General features: G+C 64.9%; 16 protein-coding genes. 8 read left to right on the top strand and 8 right to left on the bottom strand.

All coding sequences use genetic code 11. The annotated features are described in order from the left end of the window. Positions 1-702 precede the first annotated feature (702 nt). Both JHW40_RS09665 and JHW40_RS09660 read right to left on the bottom strand, forming a co-directional pair. Positions 703-1661, bottom strand: a protein-coding gene (locus tag JHW40_RS09665) for an IS630 family transposase (RefSeq protein WP_272848946.1) whose coding sequence is annotated in 2 segments (ribosomal slippage) — positions 703-1317 and positions 1320-1661 — 957 coding nt in all. Because the reading frame shifts where the segments join, the coding sequence is not laid out codon by codon here. 340 nt (positions 1662-2001) lie between these two features. Then, positions 2002-2910: a DUF2189 domain-containing protein gene (locus JHW40_RS09660; protein WP_090612705.1), complete on the bottom strand. Its 909-nt coding sequence runs from the start codon at positions 2908-2910 to the stop codon at positions 2002-2004. An 890-nt stretch (positions 2911-3800) separates the two neighbouring features. On the opposite strand from JHW40_RS09660, the gene dusA reads away from it, so the two are divergent. After that, on the top strand, positions 3801-4736 hold the full coding sequence (dusA, locus tag JHW40_RS09655) for a tRNA dihydrouridine(20/20a) synthase DusA (RefSeq protein ID WP_244519206.1): 936 nt from the start codon (positions 3801-3803) through the stop codon (positions 4734-4736). A gap of 1 nt (position 4737) precedes the next feature. On the opposite strand, the gene pgeF is transcribed toward dusA, so the two are convergent. The 3 genes from pgeF to lgt are packed head-to-tail and all read right to left on the bottom strand — an operon-like array spanning position 4738 to position 7425. Beyond that, positions 4738-5502 (bottom strand): peptidoglycan editing factor PgeF, encoded by a 765-nt coding sequence (gene pgeF / locus JHW40_RS09650; protein ID WP_090612703.1) that lies wholly within the window; start codon positions 5500-5502, stop codon positions 4738-4740. After that, the gene (locus tag JHW40_RS09645) at positions 5486-6547 is read right to left on the bottom strand and encodes a class I SAM-dependent methyltransferase (protein WP_090612700.1); all 1062 of its coding nucleotides are present in this window, start codon (positions 6545-6547) and stop codon (positions 5486-5488) included. The genes pgeF and JHW40_RS09645 overlap by 17 nt, the downstream gene beginning before the upstream one ends. After that, the gene (gene lgt / locus JHW40_RS09640; RefSeq protein WP_090612698.1) at positions 6544-7425 is read right to left on the bottom strand and encodes a prolipoprotein diacylglyceryl transferase; all 882 of its coding nucleotides are present in this window, start codon (positions 7423-7425) and stop codon (positions 6544-6546) included. Before lgt ends, JHW40_RS09645 begins: the two co-directional genes overlap by 4 nt. Positions 7426-7635: 210 nt before the next feature. On the opposite strand from lgt, the gene JHW40_RS09635 reads away from it, so the two are divergent. Next, positions 7636-7893: an accessory factor UbiK family protein gene (locus tag JHW40_RS09635; RefSeq protein ID WP_090612732.1), complete on the top strand. Its 258-nt coding sequence runs from the start codon at positions 7636-7638 to the stop codon at positions 7891-7893. Here JHW40_RS09635 and JHW40_RS09630 read toward each other — a convergent pair. Continuing rightward, entirely contained in the window at positions 7890-8195 is a 306-nt protein-coding gene (locus tag JHW40_RS09630; RefSeq protein WP_090612696.1) for a DUF6476 family protein, read from the bottom strand. The two genes, JHW40_RS09635 and JHW40_RS09630, sit on opposite strands and share 4 nt — an antisense overlap. Between JHW40_RS09630 and JHW40_RS09625 the strand changes: the two genes are divergently transcribed. The 5 genes from JHW40_RS09625 (at position 8194) to JHW40_RS09605 (ending at position 13664) form a co-directional block, all read left to right on the top strand. Continuing rightward, a complete protein-coding gene (locus JHW40_RS09625) occupies positions 8194-9216 on the top strand; it encodes a pseudouridine synthase (RefSeq protein ID WP_090612694.1) in 1023 nt (340 codons plus the stop codon). The genes JHW40_RS09630 and JHW40_RS09625 overlap by 2 nt on opposite strands. Positions 9217-9388: 172 nt before the next feature. Further along, a complete protein-coding gene (gene rpoH / locus JHW40_RS09620) occupies positions 9389-10294 on the top strand; it encodes an RNA polymerase sigma factor RpoH (RefSeq protein WP_090612692.1) in 906 nt (301 codons plus the stop codon). Between the two features lie 100 nt (positions 10295-10394). Then, complete coding sequence (locus JHW40_RS09615) at positions 10395-11414, top strand: hypothetical protein (protein ID WP_090612690.1); 1020 nt, start codon at positions 10395-10397, stop codon at positions 11412-11414. A gap of 83 nt (positions 11415-11497) precedes the next feature. Next, on the top strand, positions 11498-13285 hold the full coding sequence (locus JHW40_RS09610) for an SLC13 family permease (protein ID WP_336390089.1): 1788 nt from the start codon (positions 11498-11500) through the stop codon (positions 13283-13285). A 112-nt stretch (positions 13286-13397) separates the two neighbouring features. After that, positions 13398-13664 carry an I78 family peptidase inhibitor gene (locus tag JHW40_RS09605; protein ID WP_090612688.1) on the top strand — a complete coding sequence of 89 codons (267 nt, stop codon included), beginning with the start codon at positions 13398-13400 and terminating at the stop codon, positions 13662-13664. A 28-nt stretch (positions 13665-13692) separates the two neighbouring features. Here JHW40_RS09605 and trhA read toward each other — a convergent pair whose 3' ends face one another. After that, positions 13693-14370, bottom strand: coding sequence for a PAQR family membrane homeostasis protein TrhA (gene trhA, locus JHW40_RS09600; protein ID WP_090612687.1), 678 nt, complete (start codon positions 14368-14370; stop codon positions 13693-13695). Between the two features lie 50 nt (positions 14371-14420). Further along, positions 14421-15665, bottom strand: coding sequence for a kynureninase (gene kynU / locus JHW40_RS09595; RefSeq protein ID WP_090612685.1), 1245 nt, complete (start codon positions 15663-15665; stop codon positions 14421-14423). A 236-nt stretch (positions 15666-15901) separates the two neighbouring features. On the opposite strand from kynU, the gene JHW40_RS09590 reads away from it, so the two are divergent. Continuing rightward, entirely contained in the window at positions 15902-16711 is an 810-nt protein-coding gene (locus tag JHW40_RS09590; RefSeq protein WP_170851824.1) for an urease accessory protein UreD, read from the top strand.

Below are 16711 nucleotides of genomic sequence, written 5' to 3'. Positions count from 1 at the left end.
AGATTGGCCCGTTCAGAGCACCAGCGGCAGGAGGGGATCAGCGGCGCGCTTACGATGCGACGGCCGCCACCCCCGAAATCCCGCCAACGATCCGGCGCAGCTCACGCGGTCAGCACGTCATGACCGCGCAGCGCGGCTTGCTAGCCCGGGCTATGACGTGACCCGTGATGGTATCTTCCGAAAAGCTGGGCCGTGCTGCTGGGCAGAGTTCAGTCGTTCCGCTCATCGAATACGATGTTCGCCCGGTGCTTCCGGTCGTGGGACTCCTTGAGGTCATCCATAGCCGACCACGAGACAGCGATCAGGAGTGCAACGCAGGCCAGCGTAATTATTGTTCGGACGGTTCCGTTCATGACCCCGGACAAGAGTTTGGGTGGATTGCTTAAACCCAACGTAGTGAGCCTGCGCGATCACGCAAACCCTGCTGGTGAAAAGTTGAACAATCCTTGATCTGTACTGTTCCAGTTGCCCCGCCTCGTACGGGTTTTTTTTGGGCATCGACATCGACGCCCGCCATCGTGACGCCCCGCATTAGGCCTTGATGACCGGCGCGCAGCTGGCCATTGCCCGCGAACTGACCGGCCGGGCGGCGCTGGAACTGGTCCTCGGCTATGCGCGCAGCTGCGTGCCGGATGCGATCAGGGGCTCAAGCCGAGCGCGGCGGTGCCGCAAAGCTTGGCCAAGGCCTAAAGCATTTCTGTTTTAACCTGCGACATATCCTGCGGCCTTGAAGTAGTTCCAACATTCGCCGGGATCGAAGAGATCACAGACTTCGCCGATGGCCTTGAAGACGTCGGTAAATGTTCTTGCCCCGATCCTGCGCAGGTGCGCCTTGAGTTTTGCGAATGCCATTTCGATGGGGTTCAGGTCCGGCGAATATGGCGGCAGATAGAGAAACCAGCAGCGATGGGCACGCAGAGCCTCAGCAGCCTGCTTGTTGTGGTGGGTGGCAAGGTTGTCGAGGATCACCACGGTTCCCGGCTCGATCTCCGGGATCAGGACCTCGCGAACCCAGGCTGCGAAGGCGGGGCCGTCCATTGCGCCCCGGATGCACCAGGGCGCAATCAGGGCATCCGGTGTGAGCCCGGCGATCAGGGTCTGTGTTCCCCAGCTGCCGAAGGGCGCATCCATGGTCAGGCGTGTGCCGCGCAGGGCACGACCCCGCAGACGGGTGAGATTGGTCTTCACCGAGGTCTCGTCTATGAAAACCACGCGTTCCGGCCGATCCGCGATGGTTGGCAAGCGATGCTCGAACCAGTCGGTTCGCCGCTGTCTTACCCTGGCACCGCGGCGTTCGGCGGCCACCAGCGACTTTTTTTATAGGTGAACCCAAGGCGAGACAGCAGACTGGCAATGGACGAGTGATGGACACGAACGCCTTCCGCTGCGACCAGCGCGTCCCTGAGTTCGAACAGCGTGATGTCGGGATCCTGTGCGAGCAGTTCCTCGAAAAAGGCCCGGTGCGGGGCAAGCTTTCCATGCCCTTTGGGACGTCCCTGGGGCAATGGTTCGGCATGCCCCCTGGTCCTGATCGCCCGGCCCCAACGTGCTCCGGTCGCCGGCGAGAGTTTCAGCCGCAGCGCCGCCGCCCGACCGCTTAAACCCTCCTCGATATATCGCTGAAACCGCGTCCGGAGGGCCGACGGCAATGGTGCTGACATGATCTATCCTCCCAGACAGAAGGGAATCACGATCCGCGCTGCGACGGAACCCCAAACGATTTAGGGTTCAGTAGAAATGCTTTAGCTGAAGGATGCGCAGGACATGCTGACGGGCGCGTTCCACAATGCCATCGCGCGGTGAGACGCCGGTCACTCCTCCCGCAACCTACTCGATCACGCGGAAGGGGCTGGCGGCGGCAAGGCCGTGCTGGTTATCCTGCGTGAGGCGGTGCCGGGGGTGCGCTGCGGTGTCTGGTGGTATGGGATGCGGGCCCTGCTCTGGCGGAGGTGCCGCGATCCAATTTGAGCGACGCGGCAACATCTTCCTCGGCATATCACCTTATGGGCCTGAGGTTTGTAGGCCCTGATCCTGGCCTTCCAGCCTGTCGGGGAAGGTCACCGCCCGGCGGTAAAGATGCCATGTCGCATGGCCAAGGATGGGAAGCACGACGATCAGCCCGGCAAAGAGCGGGATCGTTCCCAGCACCAGCGCGACGGCGACGGTCAGCCCCCAAAGTGCGGTCGTGCGCGGGTTGCGGCGCGCGACGGCCAGCGAGGTCTCCAGCGCTACCGGCACCCCCACCGGACGATCGATCAGCATCGGAAAAGACACCAGACTGACGCAGAGCACCACCGCCGCGAAGATGAAGCCGGTGCCAAATCCGATGACGATCATCTCCCATCCCGCGCCCGTGGTCAGGGTGTCGCGCAGAAAGACGGTGAGGCTGTCATAGGGTTCCGGCCCAAGGGTGGCGGCCCAGATCAGATGCGCGGCGTAAAGCCAGATGACGAAGAACACCGCCAGAAGGAAGCCCAGCATGAGCACCGGCCCAAGCACGCGTCCTGTCAGCGTGGCCAGCGCCGCGCCCCAATCGGTCTCCTGGCCCTGATCGCGCCGGCGGCTCATTTCATAAAGGCCGATCGCCGCGACCGGCCCGACCAGAGGAAAACCCGCGATCAGCGGGAAAAGCAGGTGCACCTGTCCCGAATTGAAGGCCCAGAAGGCAAGGACGAAGCCGATCAGCGGATATAGCGCAACCACGAAGATCACGTCGGATCGGAGCGCGGCGAAATCCTCGACGCCCTTGCGAAGCGCCGCGCGGATGTCGTTCATGCCGATCTCGTTGATCTCGGGCCGGGTCGTCTCGTGGCTGCCGATCCCGTCCACTGCCGCCCCGAGGCCGCGGCCTGCGCCGACCAGCCTCTGCGCGCTCCAACTCAGCGGATTTCCAATCGTCTCGCGGGGCATATCTGCATCCTCCCTTGCTGGAAGGCCCGAAACCGGGTGAAGCGGCCGCCGAAGAACCCGGCACCCGCCCGCGAACACGCCGGGCCGAACCGTCCTCTTCTGCCAGTCTAGCAGATATGGCGCGATGGTGCACGTTGGAATCCAGTTCGCCGCGCGCTGTCACCGAAACAGGATGAATGCCATGGCGGCGATCTGGTCTGGCCTGACGGCACGCGGCAGCGATAGGAGATGGGCGCGAAGCCGAAGCGGAAGAAGGTGCGGCCGGGTCGGCGACGACCGCCCTGCCCTATGGGGTTTGCTCTTTGGTCAATTCGCGAGTTTTTCCAGCCACACCCAGCCGGCCCATTTATCACCGGTCCTTGCAAGGGGCTGTAACGCCGGAGACTCGGCCAGCTTCGGTGGCCTGATACGCCCGCAGCCTGAGGAATGGTCTTCCCCATCTCGAATAGCCGCGACACGCCCTCGTGACGCAGACCACGGAAGTGCAGATACTCGACGGCCGGAAGCTTGCAGGCCGTCATCGCGGCATCCATTTCGAGCGTGTCGAGCTGCATCTTCCATGCAGGCCCGGCCTCTTTGCGCTACATCCACGCCTCGGCGGCGGACCGGCGTTCAAAGAACGCAGAGGCAGAGGCTTTCTTGCCGTCTCGCATAATCCGCACCTGTGGGGTATATACCGCTCTGCCGCTTTTCAGGCGGCGCTCAGTAATGGTGCCCACGATTTGCTAACGCCCCCTCCGATTCTTGCTAACGGTTAGCAAAGCAGAAACGGAAACAAACGAAAGCCAGCAAAAACAAGGCGAAACAAGAGGCCTCAATCTTTGCCAAAACAGGTCCAGAACGATAATTTAATCAATAAAATCAACGCATCGAAGCTCTCTGTCGCGCCGATGATGGACTGGACCGACAGCAATTGCCGGGTGTTTCACCGGATGATGTCGCGCCGGGCGCTGCTTTATACCGAGATGGTGACCGCCCCGGCAATCGTGCATGGAGATCGCGGGCGGCTGCTGGACTTCGATGCGGGGGAACATCCACTTGCCTTGCAGATCGGCGGCTCGGACCCGGCCGAATTGCGTCAGGCGACGCGGATCGCGGCGGATTGGGGCTATGATGAGATCAACCTGAATGTCGGCTGCCCCAGCGACCGGGTGCAATCGGGCTGTTTCGGCGCGGTGCTGATGAAAACACCCGATCTGGTGGCGGAATGCGTCTCTGGGATGATCGCCGTCAGCCCGGTCGAGGTGACGGTGAAATGCCGCATCGGCGTGGACGATCAGCAGGCCGCCGATGTCCTGCCCGATTTCCTTGGCAAGATGCGTCAGGCCGGGATTCGCCGCATGACGATCCACGCGCGCAAGGCCTGGCTGCAAGGTCTCAGCCCGCGCGAGAACCGCGAGGTTCCGCCGCTGGATTATCCGCTGGTTCACGCGATGAAGCGGGAATTTCCCGATCTGCATCTGTCGGTCAATGGCGGCATCAGTGATCTGGAGGCCGCGCGTGCGCACCTGACGGTCATGGACGGGGTGATGATCGGGCGCGCGGCCTATCATCAACCGTGGCAGGTTCTGGGTCAGGCGGATCTTTTGTGGGACAGCCCTCCGCCCTTCGAAGATGCAAGGCAGGTGGCGCAGGCGATGCGTCCGCGAATCATCGCGCATCTGGAACGGGGCGGCAGGCTGCACCAGTTCACCCGTCACATGCTGGGGCTGTTTCACGGCCAGCCCGGCGCGCGGGGCTGGAAGCGGACGCTGTCGGAAGGATCGGGCGGTGGGATCGAGGTCTATGACGCCGCGCTGGCGCAACTGGCCCCGGTCGAGGCGTGACCTATAGCGCGATCACCGAGATCAGGCGACCGTAATCCACATGCCCCTCGTGGGTCGAGCGGCGATAGCTGAAGAATCGGGCAGGCTCGGAATAGGTGCAATGGCCCGACCACTCGGCCTCGACCCCCGCCGCGCGCAGCCTCGACAGCCCGAAAGAGGGCAGATCGAACATCGGACGTCCATTCGGCCCGCCCGCGAAAAAGCGGTCATATGAGGGATCTTCGGCCAGAAATTCATCCATGAAATCAGGGCCGACCTCATAGGCGCGCTGGCTGATCGTGGGCCCGATCACGGCGCGGATATTGCGGGCGCCAAGCGCGCGCATGGCATCAGCCGTGGCCTCGAGCACGCCGTCCAGCGCGCCACGCCAGCCCGCATGGGCCGCACCGATAACCCCCGCATCGCGGTCGGCCAGCAGCACCGGCTGACAATCCGCCGTCAGCACCGCGATGGCGATTCCCGCCCGGTCGGTCACGATGGCGTCGGCCTCGGTGCTGGCAACGGCGGTCAGATCCTCGCCCCCGCGCAGGGTGACGACATCGGCCGAATGGACCTGTTTGACCGTGGCCAGTTCCCCCGCCTGCACCCCCATCGCCGTGGCAACGCGGGCGCGGTTCAGCGCGACCATTTCACTTTGATCCGTGGATCGGCGACCGCAATTCAGCCCGGCGAACAGCCCCGACGAGGCGCCGCCCTTGCGGGTGAAGAATCCATGCCGAATGTCCTTCAGCAAAGGATGGGTCAGAATCTCAAGCGTCATCTGCATCGGGTTCCAGCGCCTCGAATCCGGGCACCGCAGGCACCCCTTTCGGCCAGATGGCCATCGCCTTGAACAGGTGACCCATTTCCGACGGGTCGGTCAAGCGGTGAAGCGCGGCCATCGCGCCACCATCACCGGCAGCGGCAAGACGCTGCGCGCGGGCCTTTGCCCCCAGAGACAGCAACCAGTCGCCCTGATGAACGGGACGCGAGACCTGCGCCCCGGCCCGCAAAGCCGCCGCCGCAAGGGGCGCAAAATCGACATGGGCGGTCAGGTCGGCCTCGCCCGGATGCGCCAGAGGATCCTCGGGCCGGTGCTGGCGCAGCGCCTGAAACGTGTCGCCATAGCCGTTCCAGCCACCGTAATCGACAAGGATCGCCGCCCCGCCGTGACGCGCGATACGGGCCGCGATGGATTCGGTGATGGCGGCGGCGGCGGCGCAGTCCTCGATCACATCGCCGGGTTTGCCCGACCGTGGCAGATCGACCGGCGGCAGCAGGCCCATACACAGCCTGCCATCGTCATCCAATCCGACGACCCGTTCGGACCAGCCGGAACCGACATGCAGATATTGCCGGACCGGCAGGGCGTCAAAGAATTCGTTTGCCATCAGGAACAATGGCATATCTGGTAGTTCCTCGATAGAATCGAGATGCGTGATCTGACCCAGTCTTTCGCGCTGGACCTGCCGTAGATGGGGGGATGCCTCGATCAGCACTGGCCTGGCTGCTTGCGCCATCCCGGGCATCAACCGGATCGCGCGCAGCATGTCGGCCATCAGCGTGCCACGCCCCGGCCCCGGTTCGGCCAGCGCGAAAGGCGCGGGACGGCCCTGATCCTGCCATGCCTGCGCCAGAGAAAGGCCGCATAACTCTCCGAAAAGCTGATGGATTTCGGGGGCGGTGGTGAAGTCCCCCGCCTGCCCGAACGGGTCGCGGGTGGCGTAATAGCCATACTGCGGATGCAGCAGACAGGTCTGCATATAGTCGGCCAGCGTCAGCGGCCCGGTCAGGCGGATCTGTCGGGCGATAATCCGCGCCAGATCGGTCATGCAGTCACGGCGGAGCGGATGAGCGCGCGCAGGATAAGAAACAGGCCCAATGCCAGCATCGGCAGCGACAGCGTCTGCCCCATGGTCAGCCCCCAGACCGGCCCGCCGATGACATGGCCAAGCGGGTTTTCAGGGGTAATGAACTGCGCGTCAGCGACCCTGAACAATTCGACGAAACTGCGGGCAAGTGCGTATCCAGAAAGGAAAATACCAAAACACAGGCCGGGGCGGCGCAATCCGCCCGACCGCAGCACCAGCCACAGGATCAGGCCCAGCAGCAGACCCTCCAGCCCGGCCTCGTAAAGCTGGCTGGGATGGCGGGCGCACGGGCCTTCGATGCCGGGGCAGTATTGCGCGGCCTCGCCGGGAAAGATCACGCCCCAGGGCAGGTCGGTCGGACGGCCCCACAGTTCGGCGTTGATGAAATTGGCGACGCGGCCGAAGAACAGCCCGACCGGCGCGACCACCGCCATCGCATCGGCCAGACCCAGCGCAGGAATGCCCCGCGCGCGGCAGAACAGCCACGAGGCGATGATGACACCGGCGAAACCGCCGTGGAAACTCATCCCGCCCTGCCAGACCTTTACGATTTCGAAAGGGTTGGCGAGGTAGAATGCGGGTTCATAGAACAGTACGAAGCCAAGCCTGCCCCCCAGAACCACGCCGAGAATCACCCATGTCAGCAGATCATCCACCGACTCGGGCGCCATCGGGGCCCGCCCGCCCCAGATCGCCGGCCGGCGCATCATCGCAACCAGAAGCCGCCATCCGATCAGCAGCCCCGCCAGATAGGCCAGCGCATACCAGCGCAGTGACAGCGAGAAGCCGCCCAAGTTTATGGTGAAGATTTCGGGGCTGATATCTGGAAAGGGGATCATGTGCTCTCGGATGCCTGGGTTCGGGCTGCACGCTAGCCGTGCGTGGGGCGGTGTCAACATGGCGGCTTGGCGCTGGGGGCTATGGCCGGGGGCGCTGCCCCCGGACCCCCGAGGTATTTGCAAGGAGTGCGAGGGATGACGGGGCGCATTGAACGCGCGGGCCGGGCGGACCATATAGGACGGGACATTTTGCCAGAGGGCCAAAGCCAGATGACGACGCAGAACAAGATTTTCGACGATATCTCGAAGCTGATGACCAATGCCATGGGCGTGGCGCAGGGCGCGCGGTCCGAGGCCGAAACCGCCATGAAGGGCTGGATCGACCGCTGGCTGGCGGATCGCGACTTTGTGACCCGCGAGGAGTTCGAGGCAGTGCGGGAAATGGCGATCAGGGCGCGGACCGAGAATGCCGAACTGAAGGCGCGGCTGGATGCGCTGGAGGGGAAGGCCTCGCAGGGCGCGGATTAAGGCCGCATCCGTTTTCTCAATGTGCCCGCGCGGTCGAAGACCATGATCTCGCCCTGATCGGTGACGACCGCGATCCAGTCGGCCGAGAAGGTGATCGCCTGCGCATTGGCCCCATCCGGCAGGTCGATATTGTCAGGAAGCTGCGGCAGGGCGGGCTGGCCCAGCCGGATCCACAACAGCGCCACCAGTGCAATGATGCCCAGCCCCATGACCACCGTCAGCCCGGTGACCAGCGTCTTGAGAAAGCGCAGCTCCGGGACGGCTTTTACCGCGGCCTTCCAGTCATTATGATCGTCATCCATGTCGAACCTTGTCGTTACCATTCCCGCCAATCCGCCCGACCGGCTTGATAAGGCGCTTGCCCTGGCGGCGCCAGAGGAAGCGGCATTGTCGCGGTCGCGGCTGGCGCGGCTGATCGCGGATGGCGCAGTCAGTGGCCCGGCGGGCGTGGCGCGCGACGGCAAGGCACGCGTGGCTGAAGGGCAGGAATATGTGATCCACCTGCCCCTGCCCGAGCCGGTGGATACCTTGCCCGAGGCGATCGCGCTGAATGTCGTTTACGAGGATGCCGAGCTGATCGTGATCGACAAACCGGCGGGAATGGTCGTGCATCCTGCCCCCGGCTCTCGTTCGGGGACGCTGGTCAATGCGCTGCTGGCCCATTGCGCGGGCAGTCTGTCGGGCATTGGTGGCGAGATGCGGCCCGGCATCGTCCACCGCATCGACAAGGACACCTCGGGGCTGTTGGTCGCGGCAAAATCCGACCGCGCCCATCACGGCCTTGCCGCGCAGTTCGAGGCGCATAGCGCGCAGCGCCGCTATCTTGCGCTGGCTCATGGGGTGATCGATGCGGGCGATCCGCGGCTGCGCGGCCTGCCCGGCATCGGTTTCGAGGATGGCGGTGTGCTGAAAATCACCTCTCGGCTGGCGCGGCACGCGACCGACCGGCAGCGTCAGGCGGTCTATTTCGACAAGGGCCGTCATGCGGTGACGCGCGCACGGATGCTGGAGCGTTTCGGCAACCCGCCCGTCGCGATGCTGGTCGAATGCCGGCTGGAGACCGGGCGCACCCATCAGATCCGCGTCCATATGGCCCATGCCGGGCTGGGGCTGATCGGCGATCCGGTCTATGGTGGCGCGCGCCGGGCATCCGTGCGGGCGCTTGGGGTGGCGGCGGGCCTGGCATCGGCCTTTTCCCGGCAGGCGCTGCACGCGGCGCATCTGGGGTTCGACCATCCGGTCACGGGGCAGGCGCTGGCTTTCGACAGTCCCCTGCCCGCCGATATGCAGACGCTGCTGGATGCATTGCGGGCCGCATCTTGACGTGAACGTGATGCATAACTACGTTACACGGTCCGGTTTTGGGGCCAGTATGGTTCCCATCCCTGCCATCCCCCTTGTGGGCCCTTCCTGCGGAATCCCCTCGGCCCGGCGGCTGGCGGAACTGCGCCCCCGCAGCCTGCGTTTCATGATCTCTTGCTGAAAGACCGACGACATGGCCAGCTATACCAATCTTCCGGCACCAAGCCCCGAACAGGGGATGAACCGCTATTTGCAGGAGATCCGTAAATTCCCGCTGCTGGAGCCGGAAGAGGAATACATGCTGGCCAAGGCATGGGCCGATCACGAGGACAGCGAGGCCGCGCACCGGCTGGTGACCAGCCATCTGCGGCTGGCGGCGAAGATCGCCATGGGTTATCGCGGCTATGGCCTGCCGCAGGCCGAGGTGATTTCCGAGGCCAATGTCGGGCTGATGCAGGCGGTCAAACGCTTCGATCCCGAAAGGGGCTTCCGGCTGGCCACCTATGCGATGTGGTGGATCCGCGCCTCGATCCAGGAATATATCCTGCGGTCCTGGTCGCTGGTGAAGATGGGCACGACCAGCGCGCAGAAAAAGCTGTTCTTCAACCTGCGCAAGGCGAAATCCAAGATCGGCGCGCTGGAGGAAGGCGATCTGCGCCCCGAAAACGTCGCCCAGATCGCCAATGACCTGAACGTCACCGAACGCGAAGTCGTCGAGATGAACCGGCGGCTGTCGGGGGGCGATGCCTCGCTGAATGCCACCATCGGCTCGGGCGACGGCGAATCGACCGCGCAATGGCAGGACTGGCTGGAGGATGAGGACGCCAATCAGGCCGAAGCCTATGCCGAGGCCGATGAGTTGGACACCCGCCGCCAGATGCTGGTCGCGGCGATGGACGTGCTGAACGACCGCGAAAAGGACATCCTGATGGAGCGGCGCCTGCGCGACGACCCGATGACGCTGGAGGATCTGTCCGAACGCTATGGCGTCTCGCGCGAGCGGATTCGCCAGATCGAGGTCCGCGCCTTCGAGAAATTGCAGAACCGGATGCGGATACTGGCACGAGAAAAGGGCATGCCGGTGCCCGAAACCACCTGAGCCGCGCGACAATCCCGCCAGACCGTCCGCGCAAGCTGCGCATTGACCCGCCCTGCGGCGGCGTTATGGTCATTTCACTTGTCAGGATTGTTGCACGCACATGACCGCGCTGACCGAATTCGAACGATTGGAGGCGCAGGCGACATGGCGCAAGACCCCCGACGCCCCCGCGCGCGAGGTGGTCGTTTCGGTCGGCGATGCAACGCTGATGCTGGTCGATCCGCAATCCGAGGTGCCGCTGTCGCATTGGTCCCTGCCTGCGGTGGTGCGGCTTAATCCGGGGCAGATGCCCGCGCGCTATACCCCCCGGGCCGAAGAACCCGATGAGGTGATCGAGACCGACGACCAGCTGATGATCGACGCCATCGAGCGGGTGCATCGCGCCATCGAATCGCACCGTGCCCATCCCGGGCGGCTGCGCGGCGTGGTGACGCTGCTGGCTGTGATGGGGGTGATCGCGGGGCTGGTCTTGTGGCTGCCCGATGCGCTGGTACGCCATGCGGCGCGGGTGGCGCCGCCCGCGCAGACCCGCGCCATCGGCGAGGCGGTGCTGGCCGATCTGACGCAAGCCACCGGCACAGTCTGCACCCGCGCCTCGGGTCAGGCGGTGCTGGACTGGCTGGCGCCACGGCTGGTGGATGACAAGGCTGCGATCCGGGTGGTGCCGACGCTGAACGCGGCGCGGCGGCTGCCCGGTAACCTCTATGTGCTGGGCTCGGAACTGCTGGAAACCGCGCCGGGCCCCGAGGCCGCGGCGGGCCATCTGCTGGCGGCATCCATGGGGCCGGACGATACCGAGATCACCCTGGCGGCGCTGGATTATGCCGGTGTCCTGACCGCGCTGCGCCTGCTGACGCTGGGAACCCTGCCCGAGGATGCGTTGAAAGGTTACGGCGAACAATTGCTGGCCAACCCGCCCGAGCGCCCCGATGACGAGGCGCTGCTGGCCCGCTTTACCGAACGGAAACTGCCCTCCAGCCTCTATGCCCGCTCGATCGACCCGACCGGAGAGACCGTTCTGGGCCTGATCGAGGCCGACCCGATGCGCGATACGCCCCCTGCCCGTCCGCTGCTGACGCCGCCGCAATGGCAGGCCATGCAGCAGATCTGCGCGGGCTGATTGCCCCTCAGACCTTCGGCGGGTTGCCAATCGCTGCGGGGTGAACGCAATATGGCCGCCAAACCAGAACCTCATGGAGCGTCGTGATCATCCAGAGCTTCATCCTGGCCTACGCGCCCTATATCGCGCTGTTCGTCATGTTCCTGACCTTCATCGGCTTCGCGCTGGAGATCTTTCCGACCGAAGTGACAGCGGCGACGGGTGCGGCCGTTTTCGTGCTGCTGGGCATCCTGTCCCCGAATGAGGCCTTCAGCGTCTTTTCCAATCCCGCGCCGCTGACCATCGCCGCCATGTTCGTGCTGACCGGGGCACTGGTCCGCGCCGGCGTGATCGAACGGGTCGTCGGAATCATTCTGGATTTCGCCGGCGACCGGCTGTGGCTGGCGATCATCAGTCTGGCGATCGGGGTGATGCTGATCGGCGGCTTCGTCAACAATACGCCGCTGGTGCTGGTGCTGATCCCGGTGACCATCCGCATCTCGCGCGAATTCGGCATCGCGGCGACGCGGCTGCTGATCCCGGTATCCTACATCACCATCCTTGCGGGCACGATGACGCTGATCGGGACCTCGACCAACCTGCTGGTGGACGGGGTGGCGCGTGAAAACGGTATTGCCCCCTTCAGCATCTTCGAGATCACTCCGGTCGGGCTGGTCACCGCGTTGTCGGGGCTGTTGCTGCTGGGGCTGTTCGGGCGCTTTCTGCTGCCCGACCGGCCCGATGAGGAAACCGAGACCGACCTGTCCGACGCCGCCTATATGTCCGAGATCACGATACTGGAAGAAGGCGACTTCACCGAAAACCCTATCGGAGAGATCGGCGCGCTGAAGCTGTCCAACCTCAGGGTTCTGGGTGTCGGGCGCGGCAATGGCGTATTGCGCGACGATCTGGATCAGCAGGAACTCGGCAAGGGCGATTATCTGGTGATCTCGGCCACCTCGTCCGAACTGCTGACCTTGGCCGAGCGCGACGATATCCGCGTCGGCATGAACGGCCCCCGGACCCCGCAGGACGAACCAGTTCTGGCCGAGGCCGTGCTGGCCCCGCAACAGGCCATCGTCGGGCGCAGCATCGGCCAGTTGGGTCTGGCCTCGCGTTTCGGGGTGCGCGTGGTCGGCATCCATCGCCACAACCACACCGCCACCGGGCAGAACATGCGCTCCACCGTCCTGCGCGCCGCCGACCGGCTGCTGCTGGAGGGCCCGGCCTCGGGGCTGGACGAGATGAGCCAGCGCGGTGTCGTCGTCTCGGTCTCGCGCACCAGCGGGCGGGCCTTTCGCCGCAACAAAGCGCCGATCGCCATTCTGGCGCTGGTCGCCGTCGTGGTGCTGGCGGCGCTGAATGTCATGAGCATCGGGATGCTGGCGATGCTGGCGGTGGTCGGCATCCTGATTCTGCGCTGCATCGACAGTGACGAGGCCTGGGGCTCGATCGACGCCAGCATTCTGGTGCTGATCTTCGCCATGTTGATGATCGGGCTGGGCTTGCAGAAATCCGGCGCGGTGGATCTGATCGTGGAGGTGATCTCTCCGTGGCTGGTCGGACTGTCGCCGCTGATGCTGCTGATCGTGGTCTATCTGCTGACCTCGACCCTGACCGAGCTGATCACCAACAATGCCGTGGCGGTGGTAATGACGCCCATCGTCATCGGGCTGGCGTCGGAAACGGGCGTGGATGCGCGGCCGCTGATCGTGGCAGTCATGTTCGCCGCCAGCGCCAGCTTTGCCACCCCCATCGGATACCAGACGAATACGCTGGTCTATGCTGCTGGAAATTATCGGTTTTTCGATTTCGTCAAGGTCGGCGTCCCGTTGAATATCGTGGTAGGGCTGGCCACCTGCGTGGCGATCTATTTCTATTACGGGATGTAATGCGCTGTGGCATCAATGCCGCAAACCGGCCCAAGACCCTGCCCACGGGGAACGAATCCCGTGATTTGCGCGTAGGGTGATGGCGCAGCCCCGATACGAATGAGGAAACGCCATGACCAAATTTCTGCTGATACCCGCGACCGCGCTGGGTCTGCTGGCCGGTTGCGACACCAATCCGCCGCGTCCGGCGCAGGCAAGCTGCAATCTGGCCACCCACGGCGATCTGGTCGGCCAGAATCACGGCGCCATCTCCCTGCCCCCCGGACTGACCCACCGCGTCATCTCGCCCGGCCAGATGGTGACGATGGATTACAACCCGAACCGGCTGAACATCCATGTCGATGACAAGGGCTGGATCCAGAAGGTCGATTGCGGCTGATACACGCCCGCGGCATCGGCCCGCAGCGTCAAAGCCCGGCGATCACCTCGGCGGGCAATGTCGCGATGCTCAGCGACACGGCGGCAAAGAACAGCACGCTGCCCGCCAGCACGAAAACATGCCAGATGGTGTTGTGAAAGGGCATCCTTTCCAGCAGCAGGAAACCGACGCCGATGGTATAGACGCTGCCGCCGGTCACGATCAGGATCAGCACCATGCGCGGCAGTTCCGCCAGCATCGGCCCCCCGGCGAACAGCGCCGCCCAGCCCATCGCCAGATAAAGCGACAGCGACAGCCAGCGCAGCCGGTACGGGGCCACGACCTTCAGCGCCAGCCCGATCAGCGCCGCCACCCACAGCCCGACCAGCAGCCCCAGCGCCTGCCCCCCGGCCAGCAGCGTGAAGGGCGTATAGGTTCCCGCGATCTTCACATAAATACCGGTATGGTCCAGCCGCTTCAGCAGTCCCGACCAGCGCGGATCCTCGATCATGTTGTACAGCGCCGAGAAGGTCAGCATCAGGATCAGCGTCACCCCATAGACCGAGGCGCCGATCACCACCGCAGGCGCAGCCCCGGACAGGACCGTTGACACGATCAGCACCGGCACCGCCAGCAGCGCCAGCCCCAGCCCCAGCAGATGCACGACACCATCGCTCAGCCGTTCGTGACGGCTGTAGGTTCGGCGGGGATGCAGGGTTGCGGCCATACCCATCAGCCTAGGCCAGGGCCGCAGATTCGGACAACCCGACCCTTTGGTCAGGTCACCGCGTGGCGGGCGGTGAAACGGGCCTCCTGCCAGACGCCGCTGTCCAGCACATCGCGCAGCATCTCGACCGCGTTCCAGACATCTTCGAAACGCAGATAGAGCGGTGTCAGCCCAAAGCGCAGCACGTCCGGGGCGCGGAAATCGCCGATGACGCCGCGCTCGATCAGGGCCTGAACCAGCGGCCAGGCAGCGGGATGGGAAAAGCTGACCTGAGACCCCCGCGCCCGATGATCGCGCGGCGTCTGCAAGTCCAGCCCGTGATCGCCGCATCGATTCTCGACCAGCGCGATGAAAAGGTCGGTCAGGGCAAGGCTTTTGCGCCGCAACACCGCCATATCGACGCCTTCCCAGACCTCCAGCGCGCCTTTCAGCGCCCGCAACGACAGGATCGGCTGCGTGCCGCACAGGAAACGCGCGATCTGTGGGGCGCCCTCGTATCGGGTCGCAAAGTCGAAGGGGCGCGCATGGCCCCACCAGCCGGACAAGGGCTGCCGCGCCTCGGCCTGATGACGTTCGGCGACATAGACGAAGGCCGGGGCACCCGGCCCCCCATTGAGGTATTTATAGGTGCAGCCGACCGCGAAATCCGCACCCGCCCCGTCAAGATCGACATCCAGCGCCCCGGCACTGTGGCACAGATCCCAGACGGTCAGCGCGCCCGCCTGATGGATCTTCCGGGTCAGCGCCGCCATGTCCAGCAGGCGACCGCTGCGATAATTGACATGGTTCAGCAGCACCACCGCCACATCCGGCCCCAGCATGTCCTCGATCCGCTCGCCCTCGCCCTGCAAGCGCAGCGTCAGTCCCGGCTGCGAGGCCACGAACCCCTCGGCGATATAGAGATCGGTCGGAAAGCTGGAACCTTCCGCAAGGATGACATTGCGCCCGGGCCGCAACCCCGCCGCCGCACTCAGCGCCTTGAAGATATTGACCGAGGTGCTGTCCGTAACCGCCACCTGCCCCGGCGCGGCACCGATCAGCCGCCCGACCCGGTCGCCCAGATCCAGCGGCAGCTGGAACCACCCGGCGCTGTTCCAGCTGCGGATCAGATCCTGCCCCCATTCCTGCACCGCCGCCCGGTCCAGCCCCGCCAAAGCGGTCTCGGAAGCCGGTCCCAGCGAATTGCCGTCCAGATAGATCAGCCCCTCGGGCAGCACAAAAGCCGCACGCAGGGATTTCAGCGGATCATCCGCATCCAGTTCACGGACCCGGTCCAGAGTCAGGGTATCGGCCATGCTGTCACCTCCATTCCGCCACGCGGGTCAAGGATGGCATGGGTATTCCGTTTCGGACAGAGGCAGCGAGGCCCGGCCACAACAGGCACCAGTTATCACCGTTAACATCATCTGCATATAAATTGCGCATCCTGCCGGGTATTTGGGCTGTTATGGCGTCGTGACAGGGGCAAGGCACCGCCTGCGGTCGATGACAGATTGCGCTTTACATGGGCCAATCCTCTTTTGTGCCCATGTTGGACGCAATCGCCACCACCAGAATGCAGCGCAGCCGGGGGGCCGCTTCGGTCCGGCTTGGGCCGCGCGGGCTGTTGGATCTGGCGCAATCGGGATCGGCCAAGGCGATGCTTCCGCGCATGACGGCGGGCCTGCCCGAGATCGTCTTTCTGAACACGGCGGGCGGTCTGGCCTCGGGCGACAGGCTGGATTATCGGGTCGGGCTGACCCCCGGCACGCGGGCGCTGGCCACAACCCAGACGGCCGAGCGCGCCTATCGCGCCAAGGATGCCCCGGCGCGGGTCACGCTGCATCTGGCTGTCGGCGAAGGCGGCTGGCTGGACTGGCTGCCACAGGAAACGATCCTCTATGACGGCGCGCGGCTGCGGCGGGAAACCACGGTCGATCTGGCCCCCGGCGCGGGCTGTCTGCTGCTGGAGCCCATCGTTCTGGGCCGCATCGCCATGGGCGAGACGATCCGCCATCTGCACCTGAGTGATCGCCGCATCGTGCGACAGGACGGGCGGGTGATCCATCACGACGCGCTGGCGCTGGACGATGCCGCACTGTCACGGCTGCACCGGCCCGCGATGCTGGGCGAGGCGCGGGCGATGGCCTCGCTGGCGCTGATCGCCCCGCATGGGCCTGACCTGCTGGAACCCGTCCGCGCGGCGCTGGATGAACCCGGCGTCACCGCCGCTGCCAGTGCCCCGCCGGGGCGGCTGGTGGTCCGGCTGCTGGCCCGTGATGGCTGGCCGCTGCGGCGGCAGATCATGCGTCTGCTGCGCGTCCTGCGCCCCGATCCCCTTCCCCGTATCTGGCAGGTCTGA

The sequence above is a fragment of the Paracoccus alcaliphilus genome (assembly GCF_028553725.1).
Taxonomy (GTDB): Bacteria; Pseudomonadota; Alphaproteobacteria; order Rhodobacterales; family Rhodobacteraceae; genus Paracoccus; species Paracoccus alcaliphilus.
Note: the sequence above shows the minus strand (reverse complement) of the source record. Positions and strands in the feature narration are given on the sequence as shown.

Coding starts and splice junctions, on each gene's coding strand:
- JHW40_RS09615 (WP_090612690.1), top strand. CDS start 10,395: ATGACCGCGCTGACCGAATTCGAACGATTGGAGGCGCAGGCGACATGG.
- JHW40_RS09605 (WP_090612688.1), top strand. CDS start 13,398: ATGACCAAATTTCTGCTGATACCCGCGACCGCGCTGGGTCTGCTGGCC.
- rpoH (WP_090612692.1), top strand. CDS start 9,389: ATGGCCAGCTATACCAATCTTCCGGCACCAAGCCCCGAACAGGGGATG.
- JHW40_RS09625 (WP_090612694.1), top strand. CDS start 8,194: ATGTCGAACCTTGTCGTTACCATTCCCGCCAATCCGCCCGACCGGCTT.
- dusA (WP_244519206.1), top strand. CDS start 3,801: ATGATGGACTGGACCGACAGCAATTGCCGGGTGTTTCACCGGATGATG.
- JHW40_RS09645 (WP_090612700.1), bottom strand. CDS start 6,547: ATGACCGATCTGGCGCGGATTATCGCCCGACAGATCCGCCTGACCGGG.
- trhA (WP_090612687.1), bottom strand. CDS start 14,370: ATGGCCGCAACCCTGCATCCCCGCCGAACCTACAGCCGTCACGAACGG.
- lgt (WP_090612698.1), bottom strand. CDS start 7,425: ATGATCCCCTTTCCAGATATCAGCCCCGAAATCTTCACCATAAACTTG.
- JHW40_RS09635 (WP_090612732.1), top strand. CDS start 7,636: ATGACGACGCAGAACAAGATTTTCGACGATATCTCGAAGCTGATGACC.
- JHW40_RS09630 (WP_090612696.1), bottom strand. CDS start 8,195: ATGGATGACGATCATAATGACTGGAAGGCCGCGGTAAAAGCCGTCCCG.
- JHW40_RS09660 (WP_090612705.1), bottom strand. CDS start 2,910: ATGCCCCGCGAGACGATTGGAAATCCGCTGAGTTGGAGCGCGCAGAGG.
- pgeF (WP_090612703.1), bottom strand. CDS start 5,502: ATGCAGATGACGCTTGAGATTCTGACCCATCCTTTGCTGAAGGACATT.
- kynU (WP_090612685.1), bottom strand. CDS start 15,665: ATGGCCGATACCCTGACTCTGGACCGGGTCCGTGAACTGGATGCGGAT.